Source organism: Burkholderia sp. Bp9143, assembly GCF_003853645.1.
Lineage (GTDB): Bacteria > Pseudomonadota > Gammaproteobacteria > Burkholderiales > Burkholderiaceae > Burkholderia.
Genome location: NZ_QTPO01000073.1, coordinates 1 through 26,554 on the forward strand (window position 1 = coordinate 1; position 26,554 = coordinate 26,554).

The 26,554-nt window shown below is 68.9% G+C and carries 22 protein-coding genes and 1 pseudogene; 14 read left to right on the top strand and 9 right to left on the bottom strand.

Going from position 1 to position 26,554, the window contains the following annotated elements; all coding sequences use genetic code 11:
• The 5 genes from DIE23_RS35565 to DIE23_RS35585 all read right to left on the bottom strand — a co-directional run.
• On the bottom strand, positions 1-236 hold a 236-nt coding region (locus DIE23_RS35565), incomplete at its 3' end, for an acetyl-coenzyme A synthetase N-terminal domain-containing protein (protein ID WP_311767842.1).
• Positions 237-487: 251 nt separating this feature from the next.
• On the bottom strand, positions 488-2,386 hold the full coding sequence (locus tag DIE23_RS35570; protein ID WP_409364271.1) for a sigma-70 family RNA polymerase sigma factor: 1,899 nt from the start codon (positions 2,384-2,386) through the stop codon (positions 488-490).
• Positions 2,370-2,684 (bottom strand): high-potential iron-sulfur protein, encoded by a 315-nt coding sequence (locus DIE23_RS35575; RefSeq protein WP_124501542.1) that lies wholly within the window; start codon positions 2,682-2,684, stop codon positions 2,370-2,372. Before DIE23_RS35575 ends, DIE23_RS35570 begins: the two co-directional genes overlap by 17 nt.
• A gap of 74 nt (positions 2,685-2,758) precedes the next feature.
• Positions 2,759-4,018, bottom strand: coding sequence for a c-type cytochrome (locus DIE23_RS35580; protein WP_124617110.1), 1,260 nt, complete (start codon positions 4,016-4,018; stop codon positions 2,759-2,761).
• An 82-nt stretch (positions 4,019-4,100) separates the two neighbouring features.
• Positions 4,101-5,828, bottom strand: a complete 1,728-nt coding sequence (locus tag DIE23_RS35585; RefSeq protein ID WP_124617112.1) for a methanol/ethanol family PQQ-dependent dehydrogenase — start codon at positions 5,826-5,828, stop codon at positions 4,101-4,103.
• 652 nt (positions 5,829-6,480) lie between these two features.
• Here DIE23_RS35585 and DIE23_RS35590 point away from each other — a divergent pair.
• The 4 genes from DIE23_RS35590 (at position 6,481) to DIE23_RS35605 (ending at position 10,906) form a co-directional block, all read left to right on the top strand.
• Positions 6,481-7,362: an energy transducer TonB gene (locus DIE23_RS35590; RefSeq protein WP_221623379.1), complete on the top strand. Its 882-nt coding sequence runs from the start codon at positions 6,481-6,483 to the stop codon at positions 7,360-7,362.
• Between the two features lie 10 nt (positions 7,363-7,372).
• Positions 7,373-8,092 carry a MotA/TolQ/ExbB proton channel family protein gene (locus DIE23_RS35595; protein WP_124617114.1) on the top strand — a complete coding sequence of 240 codons (720 nt, stop codon included), beginning with the start codon at positions 7,373-7,375 and terminating at the stop codon, positions 8,090-8,092.
• A complete protein-coding gene (locus DIE23_RS35600; RefSeq protein ID WP_124617116.1) occupies positions 8,089-8,517 on the top strand; it encodes a biopolymer transporter ExbD in 429 nt (142 codons plus the stop codon). The genes DIE23_RS35595 and DIE23_RS35600 overlap by 4 nt, the downstream gene beginning before the upstream one ends.
• An 88-nt stretch (positions 8,518-8,605) precedes the next feature.
• The gene (locus DIE23_RS35605; protein WP_124617118.1) at positions 8,606-10,906 is read left to right on the top strand and encodes a TonB-dependent receptor; all 2,301 of its coding nucleotides are present in this window, start codon (positions 8,606-8,608) and stop codon (positions 10,904-10,906) included.
• Here DIE23_RS35605 and DIE23_RS35610 read toward each other — a convergent pair.
• The gene (locus tag DIE23_RS35610; protein ID WP_124617120.1) at positions 10,891-11,883 is read right to left on the bottom strand and encodes an alpha/beta fold hydrolase; all 993 of its coding nucleotides are present in this window, start codon (positions 11,881-11,883) and stop codon (positions 10,891-10,893) included. The genes DIE23_RS35605 and DIE23_RS35610 overlap by 16 nt on opposite strands.
• A 329-nt stretch (positions 11,884-12,212) precedes the next feature.
• Here DIE23_RS35610 and DIE23_RS35615 point away from each other — a divergent pair, with 329 nt between their 5' ends.
• The 6 genes from DIE23_RS35615 to pqqE all read left to right on the top strand — a co-directional run bounded on the left by DIE23_RS35615 (position 12,213) and on the right by pqqE (position 17,703).
• The gene (locus DIE23_RS35615; protein WP_124617122.1) at positions 12,213-14,222 is read left to right on the top strand and encodes a sigma-54-dependent Fis family transcriptional regulator; all 2,010 of its coding nucleotides are present in this window, start codon (positions 12,213-12,215) and stop codon (positions 14,220-14,222) included.
• 292 nt (positions 14,223-14,514) lie between these two features.
• Positions 14,515-14,589 (top strand): pyrroloquinoline quinone precursor peptide PqqA, encoded by a 75-nt coding sequence (pqqA, locus tag DIE23_RS35620; protein ID WP_006410019.1) that lies wholly within the window; start codon positions 14,515-14,517, stop codon positions 14,587-14,589.
• A gap of 64 nt (positions 14,590-14,653) precedes the next feature.
• On the top strand, positions 14,654-15,577 hold the full coding sequence (gene pqqB, locus DIE23_RS35625; RefSeq protein ID WP_124617124.1) for a pyrroloquinoline quinone biosynthesis protein PqqB: 924 nt from the start codon (positions 14,654-14,656) through the stop codon (positions 15,575-15,577).
• 2 nt (positions 15,578-15,579) lie between these two features.
• Positions 15,580-16,299: a pyrroloquinoline-quinone synthase PqqC gene (pqqC, locus tag DIE23_RS35630; protein WP_124617126.1), complete on the top strand. Its 720-nt coding sequence runs from the start codon at positions 15,580-15,582 to the stop codon at positions 16,297-16,299.
• Positions 16,296-16,577 carry a pyrroloquinoline quinone biosynthesis peptide chaperone PqqD gene (gene pqqD, locus DIE23_RS35635; RefSeq protein ID WP_124617128.1) on the top strand — a complete coding sequence of 94 codons (282 nt, stop codon included), beginning with the start codon at positions 16,296-16,298 and terminating at the stop codon, positions 16,575-16,577. Before pqqC ends, pqqD begins: the two co-directional genes overlap by 4 nt.
• Positions 16,578-16,584: 7 nt before the next feature.
• Positions 16,585-17,703: a pyrroloquinoline quinone biosynthesis protein PqqE gene (gene pqqE, locus DIE23_RS35640; RefSeq protein ID WP_124617130.1), complete on the top strand. Its 1,119-nt coding sequence runs from the start codon at positions 16,585-16,587 to the stop codon at positions 17,701-17,703.
• A gap of 28 nt (positions 17,704-17,731) precedes the next feature.
• On the opposite strand, the pseudogene DIE23_RS35645 reads toward pqqE, so the two are convergent.
• Positions 17,732-17,914 (bottom strand): annotated as a pseudogene (locus DIE23_RS35645) (DNA topoisomerase IB); the annotation flags it as partial.
• A gap of 529 nt (positions 17,915-18,443) precedes the next feature.
• Between DIE23_RS35645 and DIE23_RS35650 the strand changes: the two are divergent.
• The 4 genes from DIE23_RS35650 (at position 18,444) to yjfF (ending at position 23,129) form a co-directional block, all read left to right on the top strand.
• Complete coding sequence (locus DIE23_RS35650; RefSeq protein ID WP_124617132.1) at positions 18,444-19,406, top strand: ABC transporter substrate-binding protein; 963 nt, start codon at positions 18,444-18,446, stop codon at positions 19,404-19,406.
• Between the two features lie 68 nt (positions 19,407-19,474).
• A complete protein-coding gene (locus DIE23_RS35655; RefSeq protein ID WP_124617134.1) occupies positions 19,475-20,986 on the top strand; it encodes a sugar ABC transporter ATP-binding protein in 1,512 nt (503 codons plus the stop codon).
• A complete protein-coding gene (locus DIE23_RS35660) occupies positions 20,983-22,023 on the top strand; it encodes an ABC transporter permease (RefSeq protein ID WP_124617136.1) in 1,041 nt (346 codons plus the stop codon). Before DIE23_RS35655 ends, DIE23_RS35660 begins: the two co-directional genes overlap by 4 nt.
• Positions 22,020-23,129, top strand: coding sequence for a galactofuranose ABC transporter, permease protein YjfF (gene yjfF, locus DIE23_RS35665; RefSeq protein ID WP_124617138.1), 1,110 nt, complete (start codon positions 22,020-22,022; stop codon positions 23,127-23,129). Before DIE23_RS35660 ends, yjfF begins: the two co-directional genes overlap by 4 nt.
• Positions 23,130-23,276: 147 nt before the next feature.
• On the opposite strand, the gene DIE23_RS35670 is transcribed toward yjfF, so the two are convergent.
• Complete coding sequence (locus DIE23_RS35670; RefSeq protein WP_124617140.1) at positions 23,277-25,616, bottom strand: sensor histidine kinase; 2,340 nt, start codon at positions 25,614-25,616, stop codon at positions 23,277-23,279.
• Positions 25,609-26,442 carry a response regulator gene (locus DIE23_RS35675; RefSeq protein ID WP_124617157.1) on the bottom strand — a complete coding sequence of 278 codons (834 nt, stop codon included), beginning with the start codon at positions 26,440-26,442 and terminating at the stop codon, positions 25,609-25,611. Before DIE23_RS35675 ends, DIE23_RS35670 begins: the two co-directional genes overlap by 8 nt.
• Positions 26,443-26,554: the final 112 nt, after the last annotated feature.

Consider the following 26,554-nt stretch of genomic DNA (forward strand, 5'->3'; position numbering starts at 1 on the left):
CACTTGTAGAACGGCGCGTTGCTCTCGTCGAGCACCTTGGTGAACGGCTTGTGCCAGCTGAGGCCCTCGCGGGCGAGACGCGCCCAGAAGCCTTCGTAATCCTGCTCGGCCTCGGCGGCCAGCGCCTGGTAGGCCGGCATGCCGGAAAGGGTCGCGCGCTCGCGCGTGTCGGCCGGCGGTTCGAAGATTCGGCGCTCCTGAAGGATCGATACGAGGGCGGTCAAGATGGTCTCCATGGAAATCGTAGGGTGTGGCCTGACTGTCGAAACGCAACTTGCATGCCAATCGCGCGGGTATTCGGGCGGAACGGCGTGCGTGCGGGTTGTCGCGCGGCTTGCGCCGATCGATCTGTAGTGCAAATCAATGAACGATGGAACGACCGGCGATCTCGTCGGCCTGCGTGTTGCGTCGAAATGCAGCAGCGGGTGTTGCAGGCGTCAACACGGCGTCCGATGCGCGTCGCACGCGGCACCGGCCGGACGTCGTGCTACGCGATGAACGACCGGAGCACGCCGAGCGCGTCGGACGCACGCAGGCGCGCGAGTGCCGACGCCTCGATCTGCCGCACGCGTTCGGCGGACAGGTTCAACTGGCGGCCGATATCGCGCAGCGAGCAGCCTTCGTCCGTGTGCAGCCCGTAGCGCAGCCGCAGGACCATCGCCTCGCGTGGCGGCAGCCGCTCGATCGCGGCGGCGATGGTATTGCGCAACTGGGCGGCGCTGGCGGCGTCTTCGGGCGACGGCGACGACAGGTCCGGCGCGACGTCGGCGAACGTCATGTCGCCTTCCTGCGAGACCGGCAAGTCCGCCGACACCGGTTCCTTCACGATCGCCATCAGGTCGCGCACCTTGTCGACCGGCTCGCCCATGTGGACGGCCAGTTCGGCCGGCGTCGCGGCCATGCCCGCGCGTTGCCGATGCTCGCGCGCGAGCCGCGTCAGCTTGTTCAGCGCGTCGACCGTATGCGTCGGCACGCGGATCGTGCGGCCGAGGTCGGCGAGCGCGTGCGTGATCGCCTGCCGGATCCACCAGGTCGCGTAGGTCGAGAACCGGAAGCCGCGTCGGTAGTCGTAGCGCTCGATCGCCTTCAACAGGCCGATGTTGCCTTCCTGGATCAGGTCCGCGAACGGCAGCCCGCGATCGGGATAGCGCTTCGCGATCGACACGACGAGCCGGAGGTTCGCGTCGAACAGTCCCGTCCTCGCCGGCTGCATCGCGCGTTCGATCGCACCGAGCCGTGCGTCGAGCGACGCGGTCGCGCCGGGCGGCAGTTCCGACGCAGCGGCACCGCGCACGATCGCGGCGCGTGCGTCGACGAACTCGGCCGCGCGCCGCGTCAGCGTCGGCCCGCAGGCCGGATGCGCGGCAATGCATGACGCGAGCCAGCCGGCGTGATCGTCGTCGGTCGACTGCGCGAACGACGGCGGGATGCCCGCGTCGGCCAGCATCCGCGCCAGCCGGCCCCGCAGCGCGCGATGCCGGCGGGCGCGGCCGCGCAACGGTTCGCTCATCCGCTCGAGTGCGCGTGCGGACAGGCATAGCGTGCCGAGCAGCGCCACGGCATCGCGTACTTGCGTGCGATACGCGGCGGAAGCGGTGCCGCCGGACACCAGCGCCGCGCGCATGCCGTCCGCGAGTGCATCGATGCGCGCGAGCCGCGCCACGACGGCGTTGCGCCAGGCCGAATCCTCCGGTGGCGTCTCGTCGTCGCGCGCGGGTTCGCCGGTGGAGGCCGGCGAAACGCCCGCATCGGCGTGAGCGGCCGGCGGATCGTCGTGCGGGCCGTCGGCGAGAAAGATCACGTAGGTCGATGCGGCGGTCCGCCGTTCGGCGATCTCGGCGCGGATCGACACCAGCGCGTCGAGCGCATCGGGATCGCCGCACAGCACTGCGACCGACGCCGCGCGGCCGCGCTCGATGCGCCGCGCGAACGCGAATTCCTCGTCGCGCGTGAGGAGCGGCGTCGTGCCCATCTCGCGCAGGTACAGCCGGACCGGGTCGGTCGTGCGCGGGGCGAGCAGGTCGGCCGCGGCGAGCGTGCCGGTACCGTCGACCCATGCACGCGTGGGCGGCGCGGGCCGGAAGTAACGGTCGAGCGTCCAGCCGCTCGCGGTGTCGGCGCTGTCGCACACCGCGATGCCGAGTTCGGCGAGCACCGCGGCCGCCGCATCGATGCTGCTGTCGCCCGCATCGTCGTCGGGCAGCGCGTCGATGATGTCGCCGCGCGTGACGAAGCCGCGTGCGAGTCCGGTCGAAATCAGCGCGGGGAGATGGGCGGCCGCGGGTGGCGGCGCGTCGTCGTCGTGGCCGGCGGCGGACGCCGACGCGCGCCGCTGTGCGGACCGCGCCGGCATCTCGCCGCGCGACGCGTCACGCGCGCTTGGCATACACGTTGCACCAGCCGTCCGCGGCAACCGACTTGCCGGCGAACATCGCGCACGTGCCGGCGGCATCCGCCGCTTCGCCCTTGTAGAAGCGGCAGTTCGAGCAACGCTGGCCGGGCTGGTATTTCGGGAACTGCGCGGCGTCGACGCTCGACGCGCGGGCGCGATAGCCGAGCGCCTTGGCCGCGGCGTCGTTTTCGTCGACGAGGGGCGGGGCCGCCAGCGCGGGGCGTGCCGCGGCAAGCGCCGCGCACAGTCCGATGGTCCGGACGATGAAGGTTCTGCGAGTCGTGGTGTGCATCACTGTCGTTTCCTGGTGAAGAAGAAATCGTGCAGGCGTGGGGCCGGGCATGCGCACCCGGGCCGCAAGCCGGGTTACTGGCTGGCTTCCTTGTGCCCCGCGGGACCGACGACGAGCGGCGCGGCCGATGCGCGCGCCGTATCGGCGGTCAGCTTGTCCTTGCTCGCGGCGTAGCCGTTCGATGCGAGCAGGAACGCCATCAGGTCCGCATAGTCGTCGTCCTTCAGCTTGCCGGGCTGGTCCGCGGGCATGTTGGTCGCCATGTAGCCGAACACGCCGCCGATCGTCAGGTGAGAATGCGACAGCGGCGCGAACGACGGACCGCTCAGCGCGGGCGCGGTGTCGCCTTCGAGGTTGGCGCCGTGGCACTTCGCGCACGCATTGCCGTACAGCGTCTTGCCATGTTCGACCTGGGCCGCATCGAATGTCGGCGCGGCATCGCCGGTGCTCCCGGAAACACGCATGAAGCCGCCGCCGGCCGGTACGCCGCGCGCGCGCAGCAGGCCGGCGCGCGACAGGCCGGCAGCCGCCATCGCGCCGTCGAGGAAGCGCGGCGTCGCGCGCGAATCGTGCGCTTCGAGCGCGCCGCCGGGCAGCGCCCACTTGCGGGTCAGCGCGGCGAGCCGGCCGTTGTTCTTCATCTGCGCGAGTGCCGCGTCGATACGCTGCTGCAGCGCGGCCGAGCGCGGCGCGAACGCGAACGTGAGCTGCCACTCCGCATACGGCGACGACGTCGCGCTGAAGCGGAACGCCTGCTTCGGATGCGCGGCCTGGTACGCGATGACCGCCGGGTACCAGACGATCGCGCGATGCGCGCGGCCGCGTGCGACCGCGTCGACCGTTTGCTCGGACGTGTTCTCGAGATCGAAGCGCGCGTTCTTCTGCTGAACCGCGATCAATTGCGCGGGGCTCGCATAAGTGGCCGCGACGATTTCCCGGCCGGTCGTCGGCGTGCCGGCATCGCGGCGCGTGACGCTCACGTAGCCGGAGCGCAGGTAGCCTTGCGAGAACAGCAGCTTCGTGTCGGATGCGTCGGCGATGGCCGAGCGCGGGAATCCGGCAAGTACGTCGCAATCGCGTTCGAGGATGCCGGCGAGCTCGTGCGCGGACACGCCGTCGTCGTCGCTGCCGCCAGCGTCGTGTGCGGAGAAGGTCGCGGTGATGCCGGCCGTGCGGAACACCTCGCGTGCGACGGCCTTGTCGAGCGCGGCCGTCGGCGTACCGGGCAGCGAGCAGACGCGCACCGGCGTCGCGGCCGTGGAGAGCGCCGGGGTCAGCGCCGTGCCTGCCGCGAGCGCACAGGCCGCGGCGAGGCGGGAAAGTCGGATGGTCATGATCGTTCGCCCGGTTGAAAAAGAGAAGGGGGGAGGCGCCCGCGCCGGCGGCGCGGGCGCAATGCGGGTGACCGGAAGGCGATCAGCCGCGGTCGAGGGCGAACACGTACAGCGTGCCGCCGCGCGGCACGTCGTCCGCCGCCTTGGCCATCGGGCCGCCCCAGATCGGGTTCGCGCCGCCGTAGCCGGCGAGCACTGCTACGTACTCCTTGCCGTCGACCTCAAACACCGACGGCTGCGCGATGATCCCGCTCGCGAGCTTCGGGCTCTCCCACAGCACCTTGCCGGTCGACACGTCGAACGCGTACAGGTGACCGTCGAGCGAGCCGCTGAACGCGAGGCCGCTCGCGGTCGTCGCGACGCCGCCGTTCCACGGCAGCTTGCTCCAGTGGCTCCACACCTTCTTGCCGGTGTTCACGTCGATCGCCTGGAGTTCGCCGTAGCCTTCGCTGCCCGGCTCGGGCTTGATCTCGAAGCCTTCGCCGAGATACGGCAACCCTTCCATGTAGTTGACCGACTTGCCCGACAGGCTCATGCACGCATGCAGCGCCGGCACGATCGCGAGATGGCGCTCGGGGTCGTACGACACCGACCACCAGTTCTTGCCGCCGAGGAAGCTCGGGCACGTGTCGATCGTCGTGCCGACCTTCGGATACTTCGCGGGATCCTGGATCGGCGCGCCGTCTTCCGTGTAGCCGGTGACCGACGTCGCCTTCACGAACGGCTCCGCATAGATCAGCTTGCCGCTGTCGCGATCGATCGCATGGAAGTAGCCGTTGCGGTCCGCATGGATGATCGCATCGTGTTCCTTGCCCTTGTACTTGATCGTCGCGAGCACCGGCGTGTTGACGCCGTCATAGTCCCAGGTGTCGTGCTTCGTGTACTGGTAGTGCCACTTGAGGTCGCCGTTCTTCGGATCCAGCGCGAGCAGCGAGTCGGAGTACAGGTTGTCGCCCGGACGCAGGTCCGCGAGCCACGGCCCCGGATTGCCGACGCCCCAGTACAGCGTGCGCGTCGCCGCGTCGTAGGTGCCGGTCAGCCAGGCCGGTGCGCCGCCATGTGCCTGCATGCCGTCGGGCCAGGTATCGGCGTGCTTCTCGCCCTGGCCGGGAATCGTGAAGCGCTTCCACAGCAGCGAGCCGTCGTTCGGGCTGAGTGCCGCGATGAAGCCGCGCGCGCCGTATTCGCCGCCCGAGCTGCCGACCACGATCGCGCCGTCGAGCGCGAGCGGGGCGAGCGAGAACGCGTAGCCGAGCCCCGGTTCGAACATCTGCTTCTTCCACACGAGCGCGCCGGTCTGCGCATCGAGCGCGGCCACCTCGCCGCTCAGCATCGCGACGTAGACGTTCTTGCCGTACAGCGCGACGCCGCGGTTCACGACGTCGCAGCAGGCCGTCTTGAACGATTCCGCCCCGAGCTTCGGCTCGTATTTCCACAGCTGCGCGCCGGTGGCCGCGTCGAACGCGTACACGTTGTCCTTCGGCGTGGTCACGAACAGGTAGCGGCCGTTGACGATCGGCGTGGCCTCGAAACCCTGCTTCAGCTCGGCCGGAAACTTGTAGCTCCACGCCTGCGTGAGCTGCTTCACGTTCGACGCGTCGATCTGCTTGAGCGGCGAATGCGCCTGGCCGCTGTACGTGCGGTAGTAGGTGAGCCAGCCCGGATCGCGTTGCGCATCCGTGAGCCGCTGGTACGTGACGGCCGGATAATCCGCGGCAGCGTCCACCAGGCCGGGATTCAAGGCGATCGCGGCCGCCGCCGCGATTCCGATCGTTGCCAGTCGGCTCGTCGAAGCCGAGAGTTTTTTCATGGTTGTCTCCTGAGTCATTGTGGTCGCACCGCGGCCAACACATGGCCGGTTCGGCAGGGTGGGGATCCGGGTCCAGTGCGCAGCCAGTCACGCAAATCGCATGCCATTGCGGCGCGTGCGTTGCCGCGCAAGGCGGAGCGGCAGATTGCGGATGCTGGGGCGATGTGTGCGGCGCGGCGCGGGTGATCCGCGTGTGTTGCGTTCGGGGACAGCCGCGGGCGGAGTGTTGCGAAACATGACAGTGCCGTGCGCAGTCGGCGTATCGCGCATGGGATACGCGGCGTACGACGCATCGCGGCCGCTATATGCGAGTACATGCCTGAATGGATAAACGTGTGGCGGAGAAAAGGCGATCGTCGACGACGGAGTGAGTCGATCGCGCGCTGCTGCCCGATACGGCAGACGCATGCGACGGACGACATGCCTTCGGCGGCGAGATCGATCCGAACGGCGATCACGCACACGACGGCACGAACACCGTGCCGGTGATCCAAATTGACACAGGTTCAACAGGGGTGGCACGAACTGCAACAGGTGTGCGGTCGCGTATCGATGCATGGCGGCTTCGATCGGCGGCCTGCCGGGCGTCGCACGTATCGGCATGCTTCTTGCCGTTCGAAGCGGCAACGTCTCCACGCAGCGAGAAACCGCCATGCCTGTCCCGATTTCGTCCGATGCCAGCCGCAGGTCCGACCGCCGCCGCGTGGTCGCGCTCGCATACGGCGTCGTGCCTGCCGGCCCGCATGCGACGACGATCGCGATGCCGTTGTCCGCGCGTGCACGCGAACCGCTGCAAGCCGTCGCGCTGGCGGTGTTCGCCGTCCATGCGGCCATCATGGTCGCGCTGTGGCATGCCCGGATGCCCGATGCGCGCCCGACGCTGCCTCGCGCGCTCGCCGTCGAGGTGGACGCGAGCGAGTCCGCGCGGGTTGCCGAACCGGGCGTGCAGCGCCGTACGGATGTCGCGACGCCGGTTCCTGCCGCGCATCGGCCTTCACATTCGAGCCGCGAAACTGCCATGCATCGAGAGATTCGGCCGAATGTGACCGTGCCTCGTCAGATCGACCATGCGAGTCCTTCGCGCAAGCCCCAGGCCTCAACCGCGGTAGCACAGCCGGACGGTGAAGGTCAGCGAACCGTGCCGCTACAGGAAACGGCACCGCCGGCCGCTGCACACGCATCGGCAGATACCGCGACGCTGCCCGCGCATGCGACGCCGATCACGCCATCATCGACTGCACCCGAACCCGTCACCGCACCGCGCTTCGCGGCGGCCTACCTGCGCAACCCCGCGCCCGATTACCCGGACGTCGCGCAGCGGCGCGGCTGGGAAGGCACCGCGTTCCTGAACGTGCATGTGCTCGCGAACGGCCGGCCCGACCAGGTCCTGCTGTCGGCAAGCAGCGGACACGACGCGCTCGACGACGCGGCCATCGCGGCGGTCACGGGCTGGCGCTTCGTGCCGGCGAAACGCGGCACGGAATCGATCGACGGCTGGGTCAGGGTGCCGGTCGTGTTCAAACTCGGAAACTAGGGAATCCGTCATGCCTGATTACATCCACTACGCGGTCGTCGGTGCGTTCGTGCTCCTCGCGGTGCTGTCGGCGCTCAGTTGGACGCTGATCGTCGCCAAGGCGCTGCTGTACACGCGCGTCACGCTCGGCAACCGCCGCTTTGCCGCTCGCCGCGGCGAGCGCGCCGCACTGTCGATGCCGCCGGACGACGATGCTGCCGTCAGCCTGAACGCGCGGCTGCAACGCGCCGTATGCGTCGCGTTGCGCGATCTCGAGGCGCCCGAGCCGGGCGCGCCGGCCACGCTGGTCGCGTGGGATCGCCGCGACCTGCTCGAACGTACGCTCGCGCGCGAGATCCGGCGCGAGCAGCGGCCGCTCGAGCGCGGGCTCACGACGCTCGCGTCGATCGCGAACGTCGCGCCGTTCGTCGGGCTGTTCGGCACCGTGTTCGGCATCGTCCACACGTTGCAGGCGATGACGGCGTCGGCCACGAACGGCATCGACGCGATCGCGGGGCCGATCGGCCAGGCGCTGGTCGCGACCGGGATCGGCATCGGCGTCGCGATTCCGGCGGTGCTGGCGTACAACCTGTTCCTGCGGCGGCTCAAGACCGTGACGGCCGGGCTCGACGAGTTCGGGCAGGACCTGATCGCGCTGGCCGAACAGCGGCGGTTCCGGATCGACACGCCGGTGCATGCCGCGCTATCGGCAGCAAGCAACGCGGGCGGCGTGCGTCGGGCGGCCGTATGAAGACGGATGACCGCGACGCCTATGCGGGCGAACCGCTCGGGGAGATCAACGTAACGCCGCTCGTGGATGTCGTCCTCGTGTTGCTGGTGATCTTCATGGTTGCCGCGCCGCTGATGACGCATGCGATCCGCGTCGACCTGCCGAAGGCCGCCGCGCCGGCGCGCGACACGCGTGCATCGGCCGTCACCGTGACCGTCGACGCGCACGGCGCGGTCCACGTCGACGGCACGCCGACCATGCCGGGCGAGGTTGAAACCGTGCTGGCACGCCGTGTTGCGCACGACCCGCAGACGAGCGTCAGCCTGCACGCGGACCGCAACGAGTCGTTCGGCACCGTGGCCGGCGTCATCGCGTCGATCGGACGCGCGCGTGTCGCGCATGTCGCGATCGCGACGGCGGACGGTGATGCCGGTACGGCGCCGTGAAGCGATCGACGTCAGCGGTGATGGCAATCCATGAATCGCTATGTACAACGATATAACGGTGCCGAGACAAGAAAGAGGAGACGTGGAGATGAAGGAAACCGAAGGGGCCAGGCGCCGCTTCGTCGCTCGGCGCGCGGGCGCCGCGCTGTGCTTCGGCAGCATGCTCGGTGGCTGGCTGACGCACGCGTCGGCGCAGGGCGAACCGGCCGGCAACGTCGATGCGTCGACGCTCGCACCGATCGTCGTCGTCGGCACGACGCCCCTGCTCGGGATCGGTACGCCGCTGTCGCGCGTGCCGGCCAACGTCCAGACGATTCGCGGCGAGGACATCGCACGACAGCACGACAGCGTGTTGACCGACTACTTCGAGAAGAACGTCTCGAGCGTCGACATCAGCGAGGCACAGGGCAACCCGTACCAGACGGACGTGAACTACCGCGGCTTCACGGCGTCGCCGGTCGTCGGCACGCCGCAGGGGCTGTCGGTGTTCGTCGACGGCGTGCGCGTCAACGAGCCGTTCGGCGACGTCGTGAACTGGGATCTCATCCCGCAGGCGGCGATCGACACGATGCAGCTGATCCCCGGCTCGAATCCGACCTACGGGCTCAACACGCTGGGCGGCGCGCTCGCGATCACGACGAAGAACGGCAAGACGAGCCCGGGCGGCGCCGCGCAGGTGTCGGTCGGCACGTGGGGGCGCAAGACCGCGCAGATCGAGCAGGGCGGACGCATCGGCAGCCACCTCGACTACTACGTGACGGGCAACGTCGCGAACGACAACGGCTGGGCCGATCACAACGCGAGCCGCGTGCGGCAGGGGTTCGGCAAGCTGCGCTACACGGACGCCGATACGACGCTGTCGATCTCGGCCGGCGGCGCGGACAATGCGCTGCAAGGCTCGCAGACGATTCCGCGCTCGTTTCTCGACCATCGCGCGCAGGCCTATACCTATCCCGACCTGAATCGCAACAGCGCCGCATACGTTACCGTGTCGGGCGACCATTCGTTCAACGATCACGTGCAGCTCAGCGGCAACTTCTATTACCGGCACTACCGCAACACCAACATCAGCAGCAACGTGAACGACGATTTCGGCAGCGTCGACGGCAGCGGTGCCACCGACACCGTGCAGGCGACCAACGACCGGTCGGTGATCACGACCGACAGCTACGGCGCGAACCTGCAACTGACGCTGCTCGGCAAGCTGGCCGGCATGGAGAATCAGTTCGTCGTGGGCGCGTCCGCCGACCTCGCGAATTCGGCGTTCAATCAGTCGTCGCAGGATGCGATGTTCACGGATACGCGCGCGACGATCGGCATCGGCGACTTCACGCAAAAGACGCACGCGAAGACGCGCAACGCGAACTACGGCGTCTATTTCGACGACACGCTGGCGCTCACGCGGCAATGGTCGCTGACGCTGGCCGGGCGCTACAACGGGTCGCGGGCGGCGATCGAGGACGTGAGCGGCCTGCAACCGTTGCTCACCGCGCGTCATACGTTCTCGCGGTTCAATCCGGCCGTCGGCGTCACGTGGAATCCGGTGCCGGGCTTCACCGCGTATGCGACGTACAACGAGGGGATGCGCTCGCCGACCGCGATCGAGCTCGCGTGCGCCGATCCGGCCGCGCCGTGCTCGTTGCCGAACGACTTTCTCGCCGATCCGGCGCTGAAGCCGGTGATCGCGAAGACGATCGAGCTGGGCGCGCGCGGCCGGGTGGGGCAGGCGACGACGTGGAGCGCGGCCGTCTACGACACGACGCTCGACGACGACATCCAGTTCATCAGCAGCAACGGCGGCGCGAGCACGCTCGGCTATTTCCAGAACGTCGGCAAGACGCGCCGGCAAGGCTTCGAACTCGCGGGCCGTACGCGGCTGGGGCCGGTCGGGATCGGCGTCAGCTACAGCTATGTCGACGCCACCTACCGCTCGACGTGGACCGAAAGCAGCGCGAGCAATTCGAGCGCCGATGCGCACGGCAACATCGTCGTCCGCGCCGGCGACCGCATTCCCGGGATTCCGTCGAGCACCGTGAAACTGAGGCTCGACTATGCGGCGACGCCGAAGTGGAACGTCGGCACCAACATCACGTATCGCAGCGGTGTATTCGCGCGCGGCGACGAGAACAACCAGGACGCGAACGGCAAGGTGCCCGGCTACTTCCTCATCGACCTGGATACGACATGGCAGGTCACGAAGCACCTGCAACTGTTCGCGTCGGTCACCAACCTGCTCGACAAGCGCTACGCGAGCTTCGGGATGATCGGCCGTAACTTCTTCAATGGTCCGAATCATTCGTTCGACGGGCTCAACCCCGTCAACGAGCAGTTCGTCGGGCCGGGCGCACCGCGCGGCGCGTGGATCGGCGCGCGCTATGCGTGGGACTGAGCGGGCGACCCTGCGGGCGGCGGCGCGTCTGCCGTGACGATCAGCATCTCGCGCACCGCACGTGCGACGCCACGTGCGAGCGCATCGTCGCTCGCGAGATGTCCGGCCGGCACGCGCTCGACGATGGCGGCCGGCACCGCGCGCGCGAGTCGATCCACGTTGTCGACCGGGCACACGCGGTCGCGCGTGCCGTGCACGGCATGCAACGGCACGCCGGCTTGCGCGGCCTGTCGCGCCAGCGCCAGCAACCGGCGCTCGCCGAGCCAGCAATTGCGTTGCAGGTAGTGCGCCTGGATCCGGTATTTGTCGATCAGCCGGTCGATGGCGGGTTGCGTCGGCCGCGTGCCGCGCGCCGGCCGACCGGTCAGGATCGCGTCTTCATACGCATTCCATGCAAGCGCGATCGCGCGCTGCCGTGCCGCGCCGGCGCCCGGCTTGAGGCGCCGCGCGCAGCAGGCGATCAGGCGATCGGCGCGCGCGGTGCCGGCGGCGGCCGTCAGGCGCCGCCAGGCCCGCGGCGCCCGCGCGCGTGCACCGACGAACAGGCCGCGCACTTCACGCGACGACGTGAGGAACAACCCGCGCAGCACGACGCCGGTGACGCACGACGGATGCTGTCCCGCGTAGGCGAGCGCGAGCGCCGCACCCCACGACCCGCCGACGACACCCCAGCGTGCGATGCCGAGCTGTACGCGCAGCGCGTCGAGATCGCCGATCAGCCGCATCGTGTTGTTGTGACGCAGGCCGCCGCGCGGCGTCGATGCACCCGCGCCGCGCTGGTCGACCAGCACGACGCGCGTGAGCGTCAGGTCGAACAGGCGCAGCACCGCCGGCCGGCTGCCGCTGCCGGGCCCGCCGTGCAGCACGACGACGGGCTGGCCGAGCGGATTGCCGGCTTCCGTCCACGCGATTCGGCATGCGTCGCGGGACAGGGCTGGCCGGGGGACGGAAGCGGAACGGAGCAGTCGGTGCGTCATGTCGTCGAGGGTAGCGGGAGCGGGGTAACGGCCGGGTGCCGCGGTAATCACGAACGGAGCGGGGCTTGATCCACATCAAAGCCAGAATCGCGCCAGCGACCACGATCGGGATCCACCGGGTCGCGGCGGGGCGGGCGGAATCACGATACTCCTTCCGCAGTCGTCGTCGCTTCGCAAGCGCTCGACCGTTTCTTGCATTTTGCTTTCGGTCGGCGCCGGTGCAACGATGCGCGGCAATTGGCGCGAGCGTTGCCGGCAGTGTGGCCCGAAGTTTGCTTGATCCAGCACAAAGAGTCCGGCACTGACCGGAAGGATCCCCGGAGGAGACAATGCGCGATGACGTTCATCCGACGGCCAACGCACGGGCCACGCATGCGCCCGGCTGGCCGGCGCCGACGATCCAGAAGTCCCATGAGCGGTCCGAGACATTCGGCCTGCAGGCGTCGGCACGTCCCGACTACGACCTGCTGTCCGGCACTGCGCTGGCGCTCAAGCGCGAGCAGAACCGCGTGCTGTGCGTGCATGCGATGCCCGTGATGGAGACGCTGCACGAGCAGATCGTCAATACGCAGAGCATGATCGTGCTGACCGATGCGGAAGGGCTGATCCTGCATTCGATCGGCGACGACGACTTCCTGCGGCGCGCGGAACGGGTCGCGCTGCGCCCGGGCGCGAACTGGGCGGAGAGCCGGCAGGGCACCAACGCGATCGGCACCGCGCTCGCGGAGCTGTGTCCGATGGTCGTCCACGGCGACCAGCACTTCCTGGCCGCGAACCATTTCCTGACATGCTCGAGCGTGCCGATTCTCGATCCGTACGGCGACGCGATCGGCGTGCTCGACGTGACGGGCGACCACCGCAGCTATCACCAGCACACGATGGCGCTCGCGAAGATGTCGGTGCAGATGATCGAGAACCACCTGTTCACGACGACCTTCCAGGAGACGCTGCAGGTGTCGTTCCACGGCCGCCCCGAATTTCTCGGCACCTTGATGGAGGGGATCGTCGCGTTCACCGCGGACGGCCGCTTCCTGTCGGCCAACCGCAGCGCGCAGTTCCAGCTCGGGATGCCGCTCGCGGCGCTGCGTGCGCATACGCTCGCGTCGCTGTTCGACGTGACGAGCGCGCAGCTGATCGACCGGATGCGCGCGAGCACCGAGCCGCACGTGTCGCTGAACCTCGGCAACGGCGCGGTGGTCTGCGCGCGCGTGCAGTTCCGGCGCGCGTTGCGGGCCGAGGGCAGCCGGCCCGCCGAAGTGCACGACGGCGCAGCACCGGCCGCGCGACCGCCTGCCGCGCAGGGCGCGGCGAGCCTGTCGCGGCTCAGCTATCTCGACACCGGCGATCCGCAGGTCGCGGCGGTGATCGCGAAGGTCCGCAAGGTGATCGGCAAGGACATTCCGGTGCTGATCACCGGCGAGACCGGAACCGGCAAGGAACTGCTCGCGCAGGCGATCCACAACGACTCGCCGCGCCGCGACGGGCCGTTCGTCGCGGTCAACTGCGCGTCGATTCCGGAGACGCTGATCGAGTCCGAGCTGTTCGGCTATGAGGAGGGCGCGTTTACCGGCGCACGCCGCAAGGGCGCGACCGGCAAGCTGCTGCAGGCCAACGGCGGCACGCTGTTTCTCGACGAAATCGGCGACATGCCGTATCCGCTGCAGGTGCGGCTGCTGCGCGTGCTGCAGGAGCGCGTCGTCAATCCGCTCGGCTCGACGAAGGCGATCGGCGTCGACATCGCGATCATCTGCGCGACGCACCGCGACCTGCGCGACATGATCGCGCAGAACCGCTTTCGCGAGGACCTCTACTACCGGCTCAACGGCCTCGTCGTGCGCCTGCCGCCGCTGCGCGACCGCACGGACCTCGCGGTGGTCGTCCAGAAGATGCTGCAGCGGGAGACGCTGTCGGGGCCCGGACGCCGGCCGTTGAGCGTCGCGCCCGACGTGATGGCGCTGTTCGAGCGCTGCGCGTGGCCGGGCAACTTCCGGCAGCTCGCGAACCTGCTGCGGACGGCGGCCGCGATGGTCGACGACGACTGCGAGATCCGCTGCGAGCATTTGCCGGACGATTTCTTCGACGACGTGCGGCGCGACGGCGGACCGGCCGCGCAGGGCGCCTGTGCGCCGCCGCCGCTCGCATCGGAAGCACCCGCGTTCGCGACCGCGGCCGGCGATGCGCGGCTGCAGGACGTGGCCGCATCCGCGATCGCGGCCGCGCTCGCGCGTCACGGCGGCAACGTGTCCGCCGCCGCACGTGCGCTCGGCGTGTCGCGCAACACGATCTACCGCAAGATGCCGGCCGCCGGGCCGGATGCGCTGGAGCCGGACGAACCCTGACGGACGCCGCGACTGTCACACGGGTGTGTCAGGTTGCAACACCCGGTGTTCAGGGATTCAACACTTGTTCAACCGACCGCGCATGCCGTGAGCCTCTGCCACAAGGCTCGTGAAATATTGCCGTATGAAAATCGTAAGAATTCCGGTGTTGTAACCAACCGGCGGCTGCCGCATGTCTTCGCTCGCCGCTGCACGACGCAAATCCCGCCCCGGCACGCTCCTTGCTGAATGGGTATCGGCCGCTCGATCGATGCGGTTTTTTCGACTCACCCACTCAATCAGGAGACACATCATGCAATGGACCACCCCGGCTTATACCGACCTGCGTTTCGGCTTCGAAATCACGATGTACATCGCCAACCGCTGATCGACGCGCGCAGTGCCGCCCGTGTCGACGGACACGATGCGGGCGGCACCGGGAGCATACGCAGATGAAGATCAAGATACTCGGCTCGGGCGCCGGCGGCGGACTGCCGCAATGGAACTGCAACTGCGGCAACTGCCGTCGCGCGCGGGCCGGCACCGACGGCATCGTGCCGCGCACGCAATCGTCGATCGCGGTCAGCGGCGACGGCATCGACTGGGTGCTGGTGAACGCGTCGCCGGACATCCTCGCGCAGCTGCGCGCCGCCCCCGACCTGCAGCCGGCCCGCGCGATCCGCGACAGCGCGATCGTCGCCGTCGTGCTGTGCGACGCGCAGATCGATCACGTGACGGGCCTGTTGATGCTGCGCGAGCGCACGTCGCCGCTGCCGCTGTACGCGAGCGCGCCGGTGCTCGACGACCTGTCGACCGGGCTGCCGCTCGTGCCGCTGCTCGGCCACTACTGCGGCGTCGATGTCCACACGATCGCGCCGGGCGAGCCGTTCGCGATACCGGGCGCAGGCGGCATCCGCTTCACCGCCGTGCCGGTCGACAGCAAGCCGCCACCTTATTCGCCGCGCCGGGAGGCGAGCGCGCCGGGCGACAACATCGCACTCCTGATCGAGGACACGACGAGCGGCCGGCAGGCGTTCTACGCGCCGGGGCTCGCCGACGTCGACGACGGCGTGCGCGCCGCGATGCGCGACGCCGATCTCGTGCTGGTGGACGGCACGTTCTGGACCGGCACGGAGATGATCGACCTCGGCCTGTCGTCGAAGCACGCGGCCGACATGGGGCACCTCGCGCAGCGCGGCGACGCGGCGCGGCCGGGGATGATCGACCGGCTTCGGCTGTTGCCGGCGCATACGCGCAAGGTCCTCACGCACATCAACAACACGAATCCGATTCTCGACCCTGGTTCCGCTCAACGTGCGCAGTTGCGCGAGCACGGCATCGAGGTAGCTCACGACGGCATGCAATTCGAGGTTTGACCATGAACGCACCGATTCCCGCCGCGGCGCTGCACGCGACGCCCTGGAGTGCGCAGGAGTTCGAGGCGCGCCTGCGCGCGCTCGAATCGCGCTACCACATCCACCATCCGTTCAACCGGCGCCTGAATGCCGGCGCGTGCTCGCCGGCGCAGATCCGCGGCTGGGTCGCGAACCGCTTCTACTACCAGGTCAGCATTCCGCTGAAGGACGCGGCGATCCTGTCCAATTGCCCGGACCGCGACACGCGCCGGCTGTGGGTCGAGCGGATCCTCGACCACGACGGTCACGGCGGCCAGGAAGGCGGGATCGAGGCCTGGGCGCGGCTCGGCGAGGCGGTCGGCATCGAGCGCGCGGAGCTGTGGTCGCTCGCGCACGTGCTGCCCGGCGTGCGGTTCGCGGTCGACGCGTACGTCAATTTCGCGCGGCACGCGCCGTGGCAGGAAGCCGTGTGCTCGTCGCTGACCGAGATGTTCGCGCCGCAGATTCACCTCGACCGGCTCGCGGGCTGGCCGACCCACTATCCGTGGATCGAGGCGGACGGGTTGCAGTACTTCCGCAGCCGCGTGCCCCTCGCGCAGCGCGACGTCGAACACGGGCTCGCGGTGACGCTGAGCCATTTCACGACACCGGCCGCGCAACGGCGCGCGCTCGACATCCTGTCGTTCAAGCTGGATGTGCTGTGGTCGATTCTCGATGCGATTGAAAAGGCGTACCCCGCATGAATACCACCGACGCCGTCAGCGGCGTGCCGCTGCGCCCCTCGCTGAGGGGCATGTACCGCCTGCAGTGGGAGGCGGCCCAGGATGCATACGTGCTCCTGTATCCGGAAGGCATGGTCCGGCTCAACCCGAGCGCGGGCGAGATCCTCGCGCGCTGCGACGGCACGCGCGAGCTCGACGACATCATCGACGAGCTCGAGCGGCTGTTCAGCACATCGGACCTCGCGTCGGACGTCTACCGCTTCCTCGATCATGCGCGACTGCGCGGCTGGCTCGACTGACATGGACATGACGCCTCCTCCGAACCGGCCGTCCGCGCCGCTGTGGCTGCTCGCCGAGCTCACGTACCGGTGCCCGCTGCACTGCGCGTTCTGCTACAACCCCGTCGACTTCGCGACGCACGGCGCGGAACTCGATACCGACGCATGGCGCACGGTGATCAGCGACGCGCGCGCGCTCGGCGCCGCGCAGATCGGCTTTTCCGGCGGCGAGCCGCTGCAGCGCGAGGACCTGGAGGTGCTGGTCGAGCATGCGCGGGCGCTGGGTTTCTATACCAACCTGATCACGTCGGGCGTGGGTCTGAATGCCACGCGCATCGAGCGGCTCAAGGCAGCCGGGCTCGATCATATCCAGCTGTCGCTGCAGGATTCGACGCGCGAGCTGAACGATTTCCTGACCAGCACGCGTACCTTCGACCTCAAGCGCAACGTCGGGCGGCTGATCAAGTCGCACGGCTATCCGATGGTGCTGAACTGCGTGCTGCACCGATACAACCTGCCGCACGTCGGCCAGATCATCGAGATGGCGCTCGATCTCGGCGCGGATTTTCTCGAGCTTGCCAACACGCAGTATTACGGCTGGGCGATGCTGAATCGCGACCAGCTGATGCCGACCGCCGAACAGCTGCGCGAAGCGGAGGAAACGGTCAACCGCTACCGGAAGCTCGTCGGCGAACGGTGCAAGATCCTGTTCGTCGTACCCGACTACTTCGAGCAGCGGCCGAAGGCCTGCATGAACGGCTGGGGTTCGGTGTTCCTCGGCGTCGCACCGGACGGCACCGCGCTGCCGTGCCATGCCGCGCGCTCGCTGCCCGGCCTCGCGCTGCCGAACGTGCGCGACCGCTCGCTGAAGGAGATCTGGTACGACAGCGACGCGTTCAACGCGTTTCGCGGCGACGGCTGGATGCGCGACCCGTGCCGCACCTGCGACGAGCGCCATGCGGATCATGGCGGCTGCCGCTGCCAGGCGTACATGCTGGCAGGCGACCCCGCGCAGGCCGATCCGGTCTGCGCGAAGTCCGAGCATCACGGCCGGGTCGAACAGGCCGTGCAGTTTGCGCGGCGGGCAGGGCGGCAGGACGAGCGTCCGCTGATCTTTCGTAGTGTTGCCAATTCGGTCGGGCGTTGAGCGGGACGGGATGCCTGATCGGCGTGGATCACTTTCTCGACCTTTCCGCCGATTGTCGCGCGGCCTGCTCGAGCAACGCCGCGAACGCCGCTTCGTCCACGCGCAGTCCCCTCGGCGTGCTGCGCACTTCCAGCGCCGCCAGCACCCCGGCCTCGAACGTATCGAGCACCACCGGATGGATGTAGCAGCGCCGGCACACGGCCGGCGTGTTGACTTCAGCGTCGCCGCGGGACGTGCGCTTCTTCATGTTGCGATGCACCCGTCGACCGGAGCATCCGCGCACGGCGTTCTGCGTTCACGCACGGCGGGCATCGTTGTTCTCCTTGTTGGCGAGCCGCCGCGACGTGCCAGCGGTCCTGCCGAGCGGGGCAGCAAGATTCGTGCGCCGCCGACGGTTTCGCCGCCTGCGTGGCTGACATCGAGGCGGATGGGCCGGACGACGATGAAACACGCAGCTGACGCAGGCCGAGGCCGCGCACGCCGGCCCGCCATCCGACGGCCCGCTACCCGCTTAGGTGTTTATACGTATGCCGATACCGATATCGCTTCAATCCAATATTTCATTGGAAGGTTATCGGACTTGTTCCTAGACTGATCCGGGGCGCACAAACCGGGCCGGCCGCAAGCGCCGGCCGGCGCCGCCCCGAACCGCGCCCGCGCCACGCAGAACCACAACAGCGCAGCACGGCACCGCGCCAGGCCGGCGCCGCGGCATACAACGACACCATCGGAGACGGACCATGACATTCATCAGGAAGCTGGCGGCCGGCGCGATCGTCGCGGCGGCGACGGTGCTGGCCACCGGCGCGCACGCGCAGCAAAAGCCGATCACGCTCGGGTTTTCGCAGGTCGGCGCGGAGAGCGCGTGGCGCACCGCGAACACCGTGTCGGTGAAGAGCGCGGCGAAGGACGCCGGCATCAACCTGAAATTCTCGGACGCGCAGCAGAAGCAGGAGAACCAGATCCGCGCGATCCGCTCGTTCATCGCGCAGAAGGTCGACGTGATCGCATTCTCGCCGGTCGTCGAGTCGGGCTGGGAGCCGGTGCTGACCGAGGCGAAGGCGGCCCATATCCCGGTGATCCTGACCGATCGCGGCGTCGACGTGAAGGATCCGTCGCTGTACGTGACGATGATCGGCTCCGACTTCCTCGAGGAAGGGCGGCGCGCCGGCCACTGGATGGAAGAGCACTTCAAGAACGACGCGGGCCCGATCAACATCGTCGAGCTGCAGGGCACGGTCGGTTCCGCGCCGGCCAACGATCGCCGCGCGGGCCTGCTGGAGGTGATCAAGAACAATCCAAAGTTCAAGGTGATCGCGTCGCAGAGCGGCGACTTCACGCTCGCCGGCGGCAAGCAGGTGATGGAAGCGTTCGCGAAGGCCTACGGCAAGCAGATCAACGTCGTCTACGCGCACAACGACGACATGGCGCTCGGCGCGATCCAGGCGATGGAGGAGGCCGGCATCAAGCCCGGCAAGGACGTGAGCGTCGTGTCGTTCGACGCGACCAAGGGCGGCTTCCAGGCGATGGTCGCCGGCAAGATCAACGTCGACGTCGAATGCAGTCCGCTGCTCGGCCCGCAGCTGATGAGCGCGGTGAAGGACGTGGTCGCCGGCAAGCAGCTGCCGAAGCGCATCGTCACGAACGAGACGGTGTTCCCGATGAGCGTCGCGGCGCAGGTGCTGCCGACCCGCAAGTACTGAGTCCCGACGGACGCGGGCGGCGGCGCGGCTGCCGCCGCCCGGCAACTGCTTCGAAGCGAGGGCGATCCATGACGAATCCGCCGGTGGTCGAGATGATCGGCATCGACAAGGCGTTTCCGGGCGTGAACGCGCTGCAGCGCGTGAACTTCCGGCTGTTTCCGGGCGAGATCCACGCGCTGATGGGCCAGAACGGCGCGGGCAAGTCGACGCTGATCAACGTGCTGACCGGCGTGCATGCGCACGACGCGGGCGAGATTCACGTCGGCGGCGCGCCGGTGCGCTTCGCCGCGCCGCGCGAGGCCGAGGCGGCCGGGATCCAGACGCTGTACCAGGAAGTGAACCTGTGCGCGAACCTGTCGGTCGCCGAGAACATCTTCGCGGGCCGGCAGCCGATGCGGCGCGGCGCGATCGACTGGAAGACGATCCATGCGCGTGCGCGCGACGCGCTCGCCGAGCTCGACCTGTCGCTCGACGTCACGCGCTCGCTCGACGCGTATCCGATCGCGGTGCAGCAGATGGTGGCGATCGCGCGGGCCGTGTCGGTCGACGCGCGCGTGCTGATCCTGGACGAACCGACATCGAGCCTCGACGACGGCGAGGTCGCGCGGCTCTTCGATGTGCTGCGCCGGCTGAAGGCGTCGGGCATCGCGATCCTGTTCGTCACGCACTTCCTCGAACAGACCTATGCGGTGTCCGACCGGATCACCGTGATGCGCAACGGCGAGCGCGAAGGCGAGTATCTCGCGCGCGATCTCCCGGTCGATAGCCTGGTCGCGAAAATGACCGGCCGCGAACCGATGTCCGGCACGCTGCAGGCCGGGGCGGCCGTGCAACGTGATGCCGATGCGGCCGCGCCGTTCCTGTCGATGCAGCAGGTGGGCCGGCGCGGGATGATGAGCCCGCTCGACCTCGACGTGCGGCCCGGTGAAATCGTCGGGCTGGCCGGGCTGCTCGGCTCCGGGCGCACGGAAACCGCGCGGCTGGCATTTGCCGCGGAGCGGACCGACACCGGCGCGATCGAGATCGACGGCGCGCGCAAGCGGCTCGCGTCGCCGCACGACGCGGTCCGCAACGGGATCGCGTATTGCCCGGAGGATCGCAAGAAGGAGGGGATCGTCGCCGCGCTGTCGATCCGCGAGAACATCGTGCTCGCGCTGCAGGCGCGGCGCGGCTGGTGGCGGCTGATCGGCCGCGCGCGCCAGCGCGAACTCGCCGAGACGTACATCGCGCGGCTCGGCATCAAGGCGCGCGACGCGGAGCAGCCGATCGGGCTGCTGTCGGGCGGCAACCAGCAGAAGGTGCTGCTCGCGCGCTGGCTCGCGACGGAGCCGAAGCTTCTGATCCTCGACGAGCCGACGCGCGGCATCGACGTCGCCGCGAAATTCGACATCATGGAGCGTGTGCTCGCGCTGTGCGCGCAAGGCCTCGCGATCCTGTTCATCTCGTCCGAAATCAGCGAAGTGGTGCGCGTGAGCCACCGGATCGCGGTGCTGCGCGATCGGCGCAAGGTCGCCGAGCTGACCGGCGACGACGCATCGGAGGAACACGTGTACCAACTGATCGCGGGAGGCCGGTCATGACGCGGCTCCGCGCATTGCTTCGTCATCCGCTCGTGTGGCCGGTGCTGACGCTCGCGCTGCTGTTCGCGCTCGACGTCGCGCATCGACCGGGCTTCCTGTCGATCTCGCTGCTCGACGGCCACCTGTTCGGCGCGCCGATCGACATCCTGAACCGCGCGGCGCCGCTCGTGATCGTGTCGCTCGGGATGACGCTCGTGATCGCGACGCGCGGGATCGACATCTCGGTCGGCGCGATCGTCGCGATCGCCGGCGCGGCCGCGGCGATCGTGCTCGACGGCGATCCGTCGCGGCTCGGCACGGCGCTGGCCGCCGCGCTCGGCGTCGGGGTGCTCGCCGGTGCATGGAACGGCGTGCTCGTCGCGTTCGTCGGGATGCAGCCGATCATCGCGACGCTGATCCTGATGGTCGCCGGACGCGGCATCGCGCAGTTGCTGACCGGCGGGCAGATCATCCCGATCGGCGCACCCGGCTACCTGGCGATCGGCGGCGGCTATCTCGCGGCCGTGCCGTGCTCGGTCTGGATCGCGATCGCGACGATCGCGGCGACCGCGCTGCTGGTGAACCGCACCGCGCTCGGCCTGTTCATCCGCGCCATCGGCGTGAACCCGGTCGCGACGCGGCTCGTGGGGCTGCGTGCGGGGGCGGTCGTGTTCGGCGTGTATCTGTTCTCCGGCGTGATGTCGGCGCTCGCCGGCATCCTCGCCAGCTCGAACGTGCGCAGCGCCGACGGCAACAACGCGGGGCTGCTGCTCGAACTCGACGCGATCCTCGCGGTGACGCTCGGCGGCACGTCGCTGCTTGGCGGCCGCTTCAGCCTCGCCGGCTCCGTGCTCGGCGCACTGATCATCCAGACGCTCACCTACACGACCTATTCGATCGGCGTGCCGCCGGAGGCGACGCTCGTCGTGAAGGCGCTCGTCGTGATCGTCGTGACGCTGATCCAGTCGGACGCGGCGCGCGCGCTAGCGGTCCGCCATGCGTCGCGGCTGCTGCCTTCCGCGCGTTCGCGCGCCACCACCGGAGCGACGCCCCGATGAACCGATTCCTCGCCCGGCTCGCCGACCCGCGCACGCTGCCGATCGTCGTGACGATCGTGCTGTTCGCCGCGCTGTTCGGCTTCGGATCCGTGATGTACACGGGTTTCTTCTCGATGCAGGTGCTGACCGGACTGCTCGTCGACAACGCGTTCCTGCTGATCGTCGCGATCGGGATGACGTTCGTGATCGTGTCGGGCGGCATCGATCTGTCGGTCGGCTCCGTCGTTGCACTGACAACGATCTTCTGCGCGGTCGGCGCCGAGCGGCTGCACTGGCCCGTCTGGGCGATCGTGCCGCTCGTGCTCGTGTTCGGCGCGCTGTACGGCGCGGCGATGGGTGCGCTGATCCACTACTTCCGGCTGCAGCCGTTCATCGTCACGCTGGCCGGGATGTTTCTCGCGCGCGGCGCGTGCTTCCTGATCACGACGCAGTCGATCACGATCAACGAGCCGACGTTCCATGCGCTCGCGGGCATCAGCGTGCCGGTCGGCGGCGGGACGCTGAGCGCGGGTGCGCTGATCGCGCTCGCGACGCTGGCCGCGGCGATCTACGTCGCGCATTTCACGCGCTTCGGCCGCAACGTCTATGCGATCGGCGGCAACGAGCGCTCGGCGCTGCTGATGGGGCTGCCGGTCGCGCGCACGAAGGTCGGCGTGTATGCGCTGAGCGGCTTCTGTTCGGCGCTCGGCGGCGTGGTGTTCACGCTGTACGTGCTGTCCGGCTACGGGCTGCAGGCGCAGGGGATGGAGCTCGACGCGATCGCCGCGACGGTCATCGGCGGCACGCTGCTCACGGGCGGCGTGGGTTACGTGATCGGGTCGGTGTTCGGCGTCGGCATCCTCGGTACGATCCAGGTGCTGATCACGTTCGACGGCACGCTGAGCTCGTGGTGGACGCGGATCGTGATCGGCGCGCTGCTGTGCGTGTTCTGCCTGCTGCAGCGGGTCATCGAACGACACGCGGCGCGGCGGCGCAGTGGCGGGACCGGGCTCGACCCGAAACGGCGGACGCAGGAAGCCGAGCCTACGAGGACGGCTGCGCCGGGAGACGATGCGGCGCTGGGGTCGACGATGCGGAGGCTGTTGAGTCCGCGGCGTTCGGCGTGATTCTTTGCCCGCTTATTGCGGGTTTCGCGGACAGGCGTCGCTTGCCTTGTCGCCGTTGCCGCCGAACGGACGTGCGTCGGCGTACCGGCAGTCGCGATCGACCGGCCCGCGCAGGCGTGACGCGCGACTGCGCGACGCCCGCCGCAATCACACCGGCCCGGCCATGTCCGGTTCCGCGTCGAACGACACGTCGGCGATGCCCATCCGTTTCAGCGATGCGGCCAGTCGCTCGATCGCGTGCAGGTCCAGCGCCTCGAGGCGCTCCCGCATCGCCTGCACGAACGCGGCATGGCGGGACGCGTCCGCGTGTCGGCCGAGCCATTCCTCGATATCGGTGAGGCGGCCTTCGCTGGCGAGCACGGCCAGCTCGTCGAGCGCACGCGGGGGCGGGCAGCGCATCGCATGCGCGGCGCTCTCTGGTTCGTCCTGCTCGACCGGATCGGCCCGCCGCACCAGCGCCGACGCGGGCATCATCGCGCGGCCGATCGCCGGCGCGACGATCTGGAACGTGAACGACGTGCCGACGCCCGGCTGGCTCGACACGGCCAGCTCGCCTTGCATCGCGCGGACGATCCGCTGCGCGATGAACAGGCCGAGCCCGGTACCGCCATTGACCGCCTGCACCTGCTGGTACGCGCGGAAGATGTCGGTCGTCTTGCCGATGTCGATCCCGATCCCGGTATCGGCGACCTCGAACACGACACGCCACGCATCGTCTTCCGGATACGCGCCGACCGACAGCGTGACCGTGCCGTCGCGCGTGAACTTCGACGCGTTCGACAGCAGGTTGAGCAGCACCTGCTGCAGCCGGATGGCGTCGATCGACAGCTTGCGCGGCAGCGGCGTGAGCGGCCGGTAGTCGAACCGGTTGTCCTGCTGCGCGCACAGCGCGACCGCATAGTCGCCGATGTCGTTCAGCAGGCCGGGCAGGTCGGTCGCGTCGGGCGAAATGCCGAGCGGCTGCAGCTCGGCCTTCGTGTACTGCAGCAACTCGTCGATCAGCGTGAGCTGGTAGCGGATGCTGCGGTCGATCGAGCGGATCAGCCGCGCCTGGCTGCGGGTCGCGCCTTGCAGCAGCAGTTTCGCGTAGCCGTTGATCGTCGACAGCGGCGCGCGCAGGTCGTGACTCACGTAGCCGAGCGTCTCGATCTTCTGCTGCATGTGCGTCTTCACCTGGTGCAGCGCGTCGTTGAGTTCGACCGTGCGTTTCGCGACCTCGTCGCGCAGGCGATCCTGCTCGGTGAGCTGCCACTGCTCGAGCCGCTGGCGCGCCTCGATGCGCTGACGGCCGACGTGGTGGATCCACGCGGCCAGCACCAGCAGGTGCGTGGCGAGCCCGATGATCGCGACGACCGGGTTCGGGTAGATATCGGACTTGAGCCAGCACAGCCACGACGGCACCGCGCCCATGCCGTCGAGCATGCGCATCAGGATGTTGAAGCTCGCGACCGCAATCGCGATCAGCATCACGCGCCCGGTCGGTGTCCTGCGAATCGCGAGCGTCAGCGCGAGGCCGATGTTGACGACCCCCAGCACGGTGTTCAGCCGCAGGCAGAACCAGGTGAAAGTGAGCAGGTCGCCGAATGCCGCTCCGACGAGGCCCGCGCATTCGAGGCCCAGTATCGTCAGGTAAACCGCGCGCAGCGGAATCCGGGCCTTCTCGCGGTGCGCGACCGCCAGGATGAAGACGATGAACAGCGCGACCGCGAGGTACGCGAAGATCACCTCGCCACGCGCGGACCATTCACGCGCGTCCGGCCACGGGACCAGCGTCGCATAGCCGCGGTAGGTCGCCTCGAACAGCGTCGTGCACAACGCGATGCCGGCCAGCACGTGGAATATGCCGCTGCGCGAGAAAAAGCCGATCAGCAACGCGCACCACATCAGTGCCAGCAGGCCGCCGAAAAAGCCGAAGTCCCACATGGCGGCGCGCATCTCCGCGGCCTCCCACGCGTCGCGGGTGAAGGCGACAGGCGCGAGCCGCATTTCCTTGCGCGACGTGACGCGGATCAGGATCGGCACCTGCTCGCCCGGACGCAGCGTCATGTCGAGCACCGGGTAGCGGGCATGCGCGCGAACGGTGCCGCCTGCGCCTGCGTCGGCCGGGAAGCGGCCGACGAGCGTCCACGTGCCGCCGCGGTTCGCATAAAAATCCGCGCGGTCGAGACGTGCGTCGCGAAGCGCGAGCACCAGCGGCCGCTCGACGCCGTCGCGGTTGACCAGCGTCGCGCCGACCCACCACGCCGAGCGGGAAAACGCGATGTTGAACGACGATTGCGCTGCCATGCCGGTGCGGTGTTGCGGCTGCGCGCGTTGCGCGACGATCTGGTCGACGGACATCGTCGTGCCCGGATCCTCGACGATCGACACCGCGTCCAGATGGGCGGCGTCTTCCGCCGCTTCGGCCCGGTGCGTCGCGCAGGCGACCATCAGCGCCGTCACGAGCAGCAGGAGGGCGTGCCAGCCCGACGCGCGGCGCCTAGGCATCGCGCGGGAGATCATGCGACGCGGGCAGGGCGTCGACCGCCGGACGCTGGCGCCGCCAGTCGGACGGCGTGATGCCGAACCGTTCACGAAACGCCGTCGCGAAATTGCCGGGCGTCGAGAAGCCGATTTCCTCGGCGATGTCGCCGATCCCCATCGACGTTTCCGCGAGAAAGTGCTTCGCGGCGCGCAGCCGCGTGTCGCGCAGGTATTCGAACACGGTCTGGCCGAGATGGTCGCGGAACACGCGCGACAGCCGCTTTTCGTGCGTGCCGACCTGCCGTGCCAGTTCGTCGAGCGTCGGCGGATTGCGCAATTCGCGCAGCAGGATGTCGCTTGCCGCGCGCACCAGCGCGACGTCCGGATGGTCGGGCAGCTCGGGCAGGTGCGCGAACGGCTGGCTGCGCTGCGCGCGCTTCAGGTGATTGCGGATTCGCGCAATCACTTCGGCCGGTTCGAACGGCTTCACGATGTAATCCAGCGCGCCGGTTTCGAGCCCCGCGATGCGATCCTCGAGATCGCCGGCAGCGGTCAGGATGATGATGGGGATGTTCTGCGTCGACGGCGTCGATGCCAGCAGGCGGCACGCGGCGAAGCCGTCCATGCGCGGCATCCGGACGTCCATCAGGATCAGGTCCGGCGCGATGGCCTGCGCGCGGTGATAGGCCTGCAGCCCGTCGAACGCGACGCTGATCCGGCACCGCGCCGAACGCAGGATCTCCGTCAGGAGCCGCAGGTCGTTCGGTCGGTCGTCAACGACAAGAATGTGTGCGCCAACGAGATCCGGCGTGGCGCGAGGCGACGCCGAACTGGACGAGCGGGATGACATGGTTGCGAACGCGTAGGAAGGTAGGCCGGGGTCGGATTCGATGCATCTATGTGCACGATTGTTGCGAAAAATTATATGTCGCCAACAAGGCCGACGGTGAGGATTCCGTGCG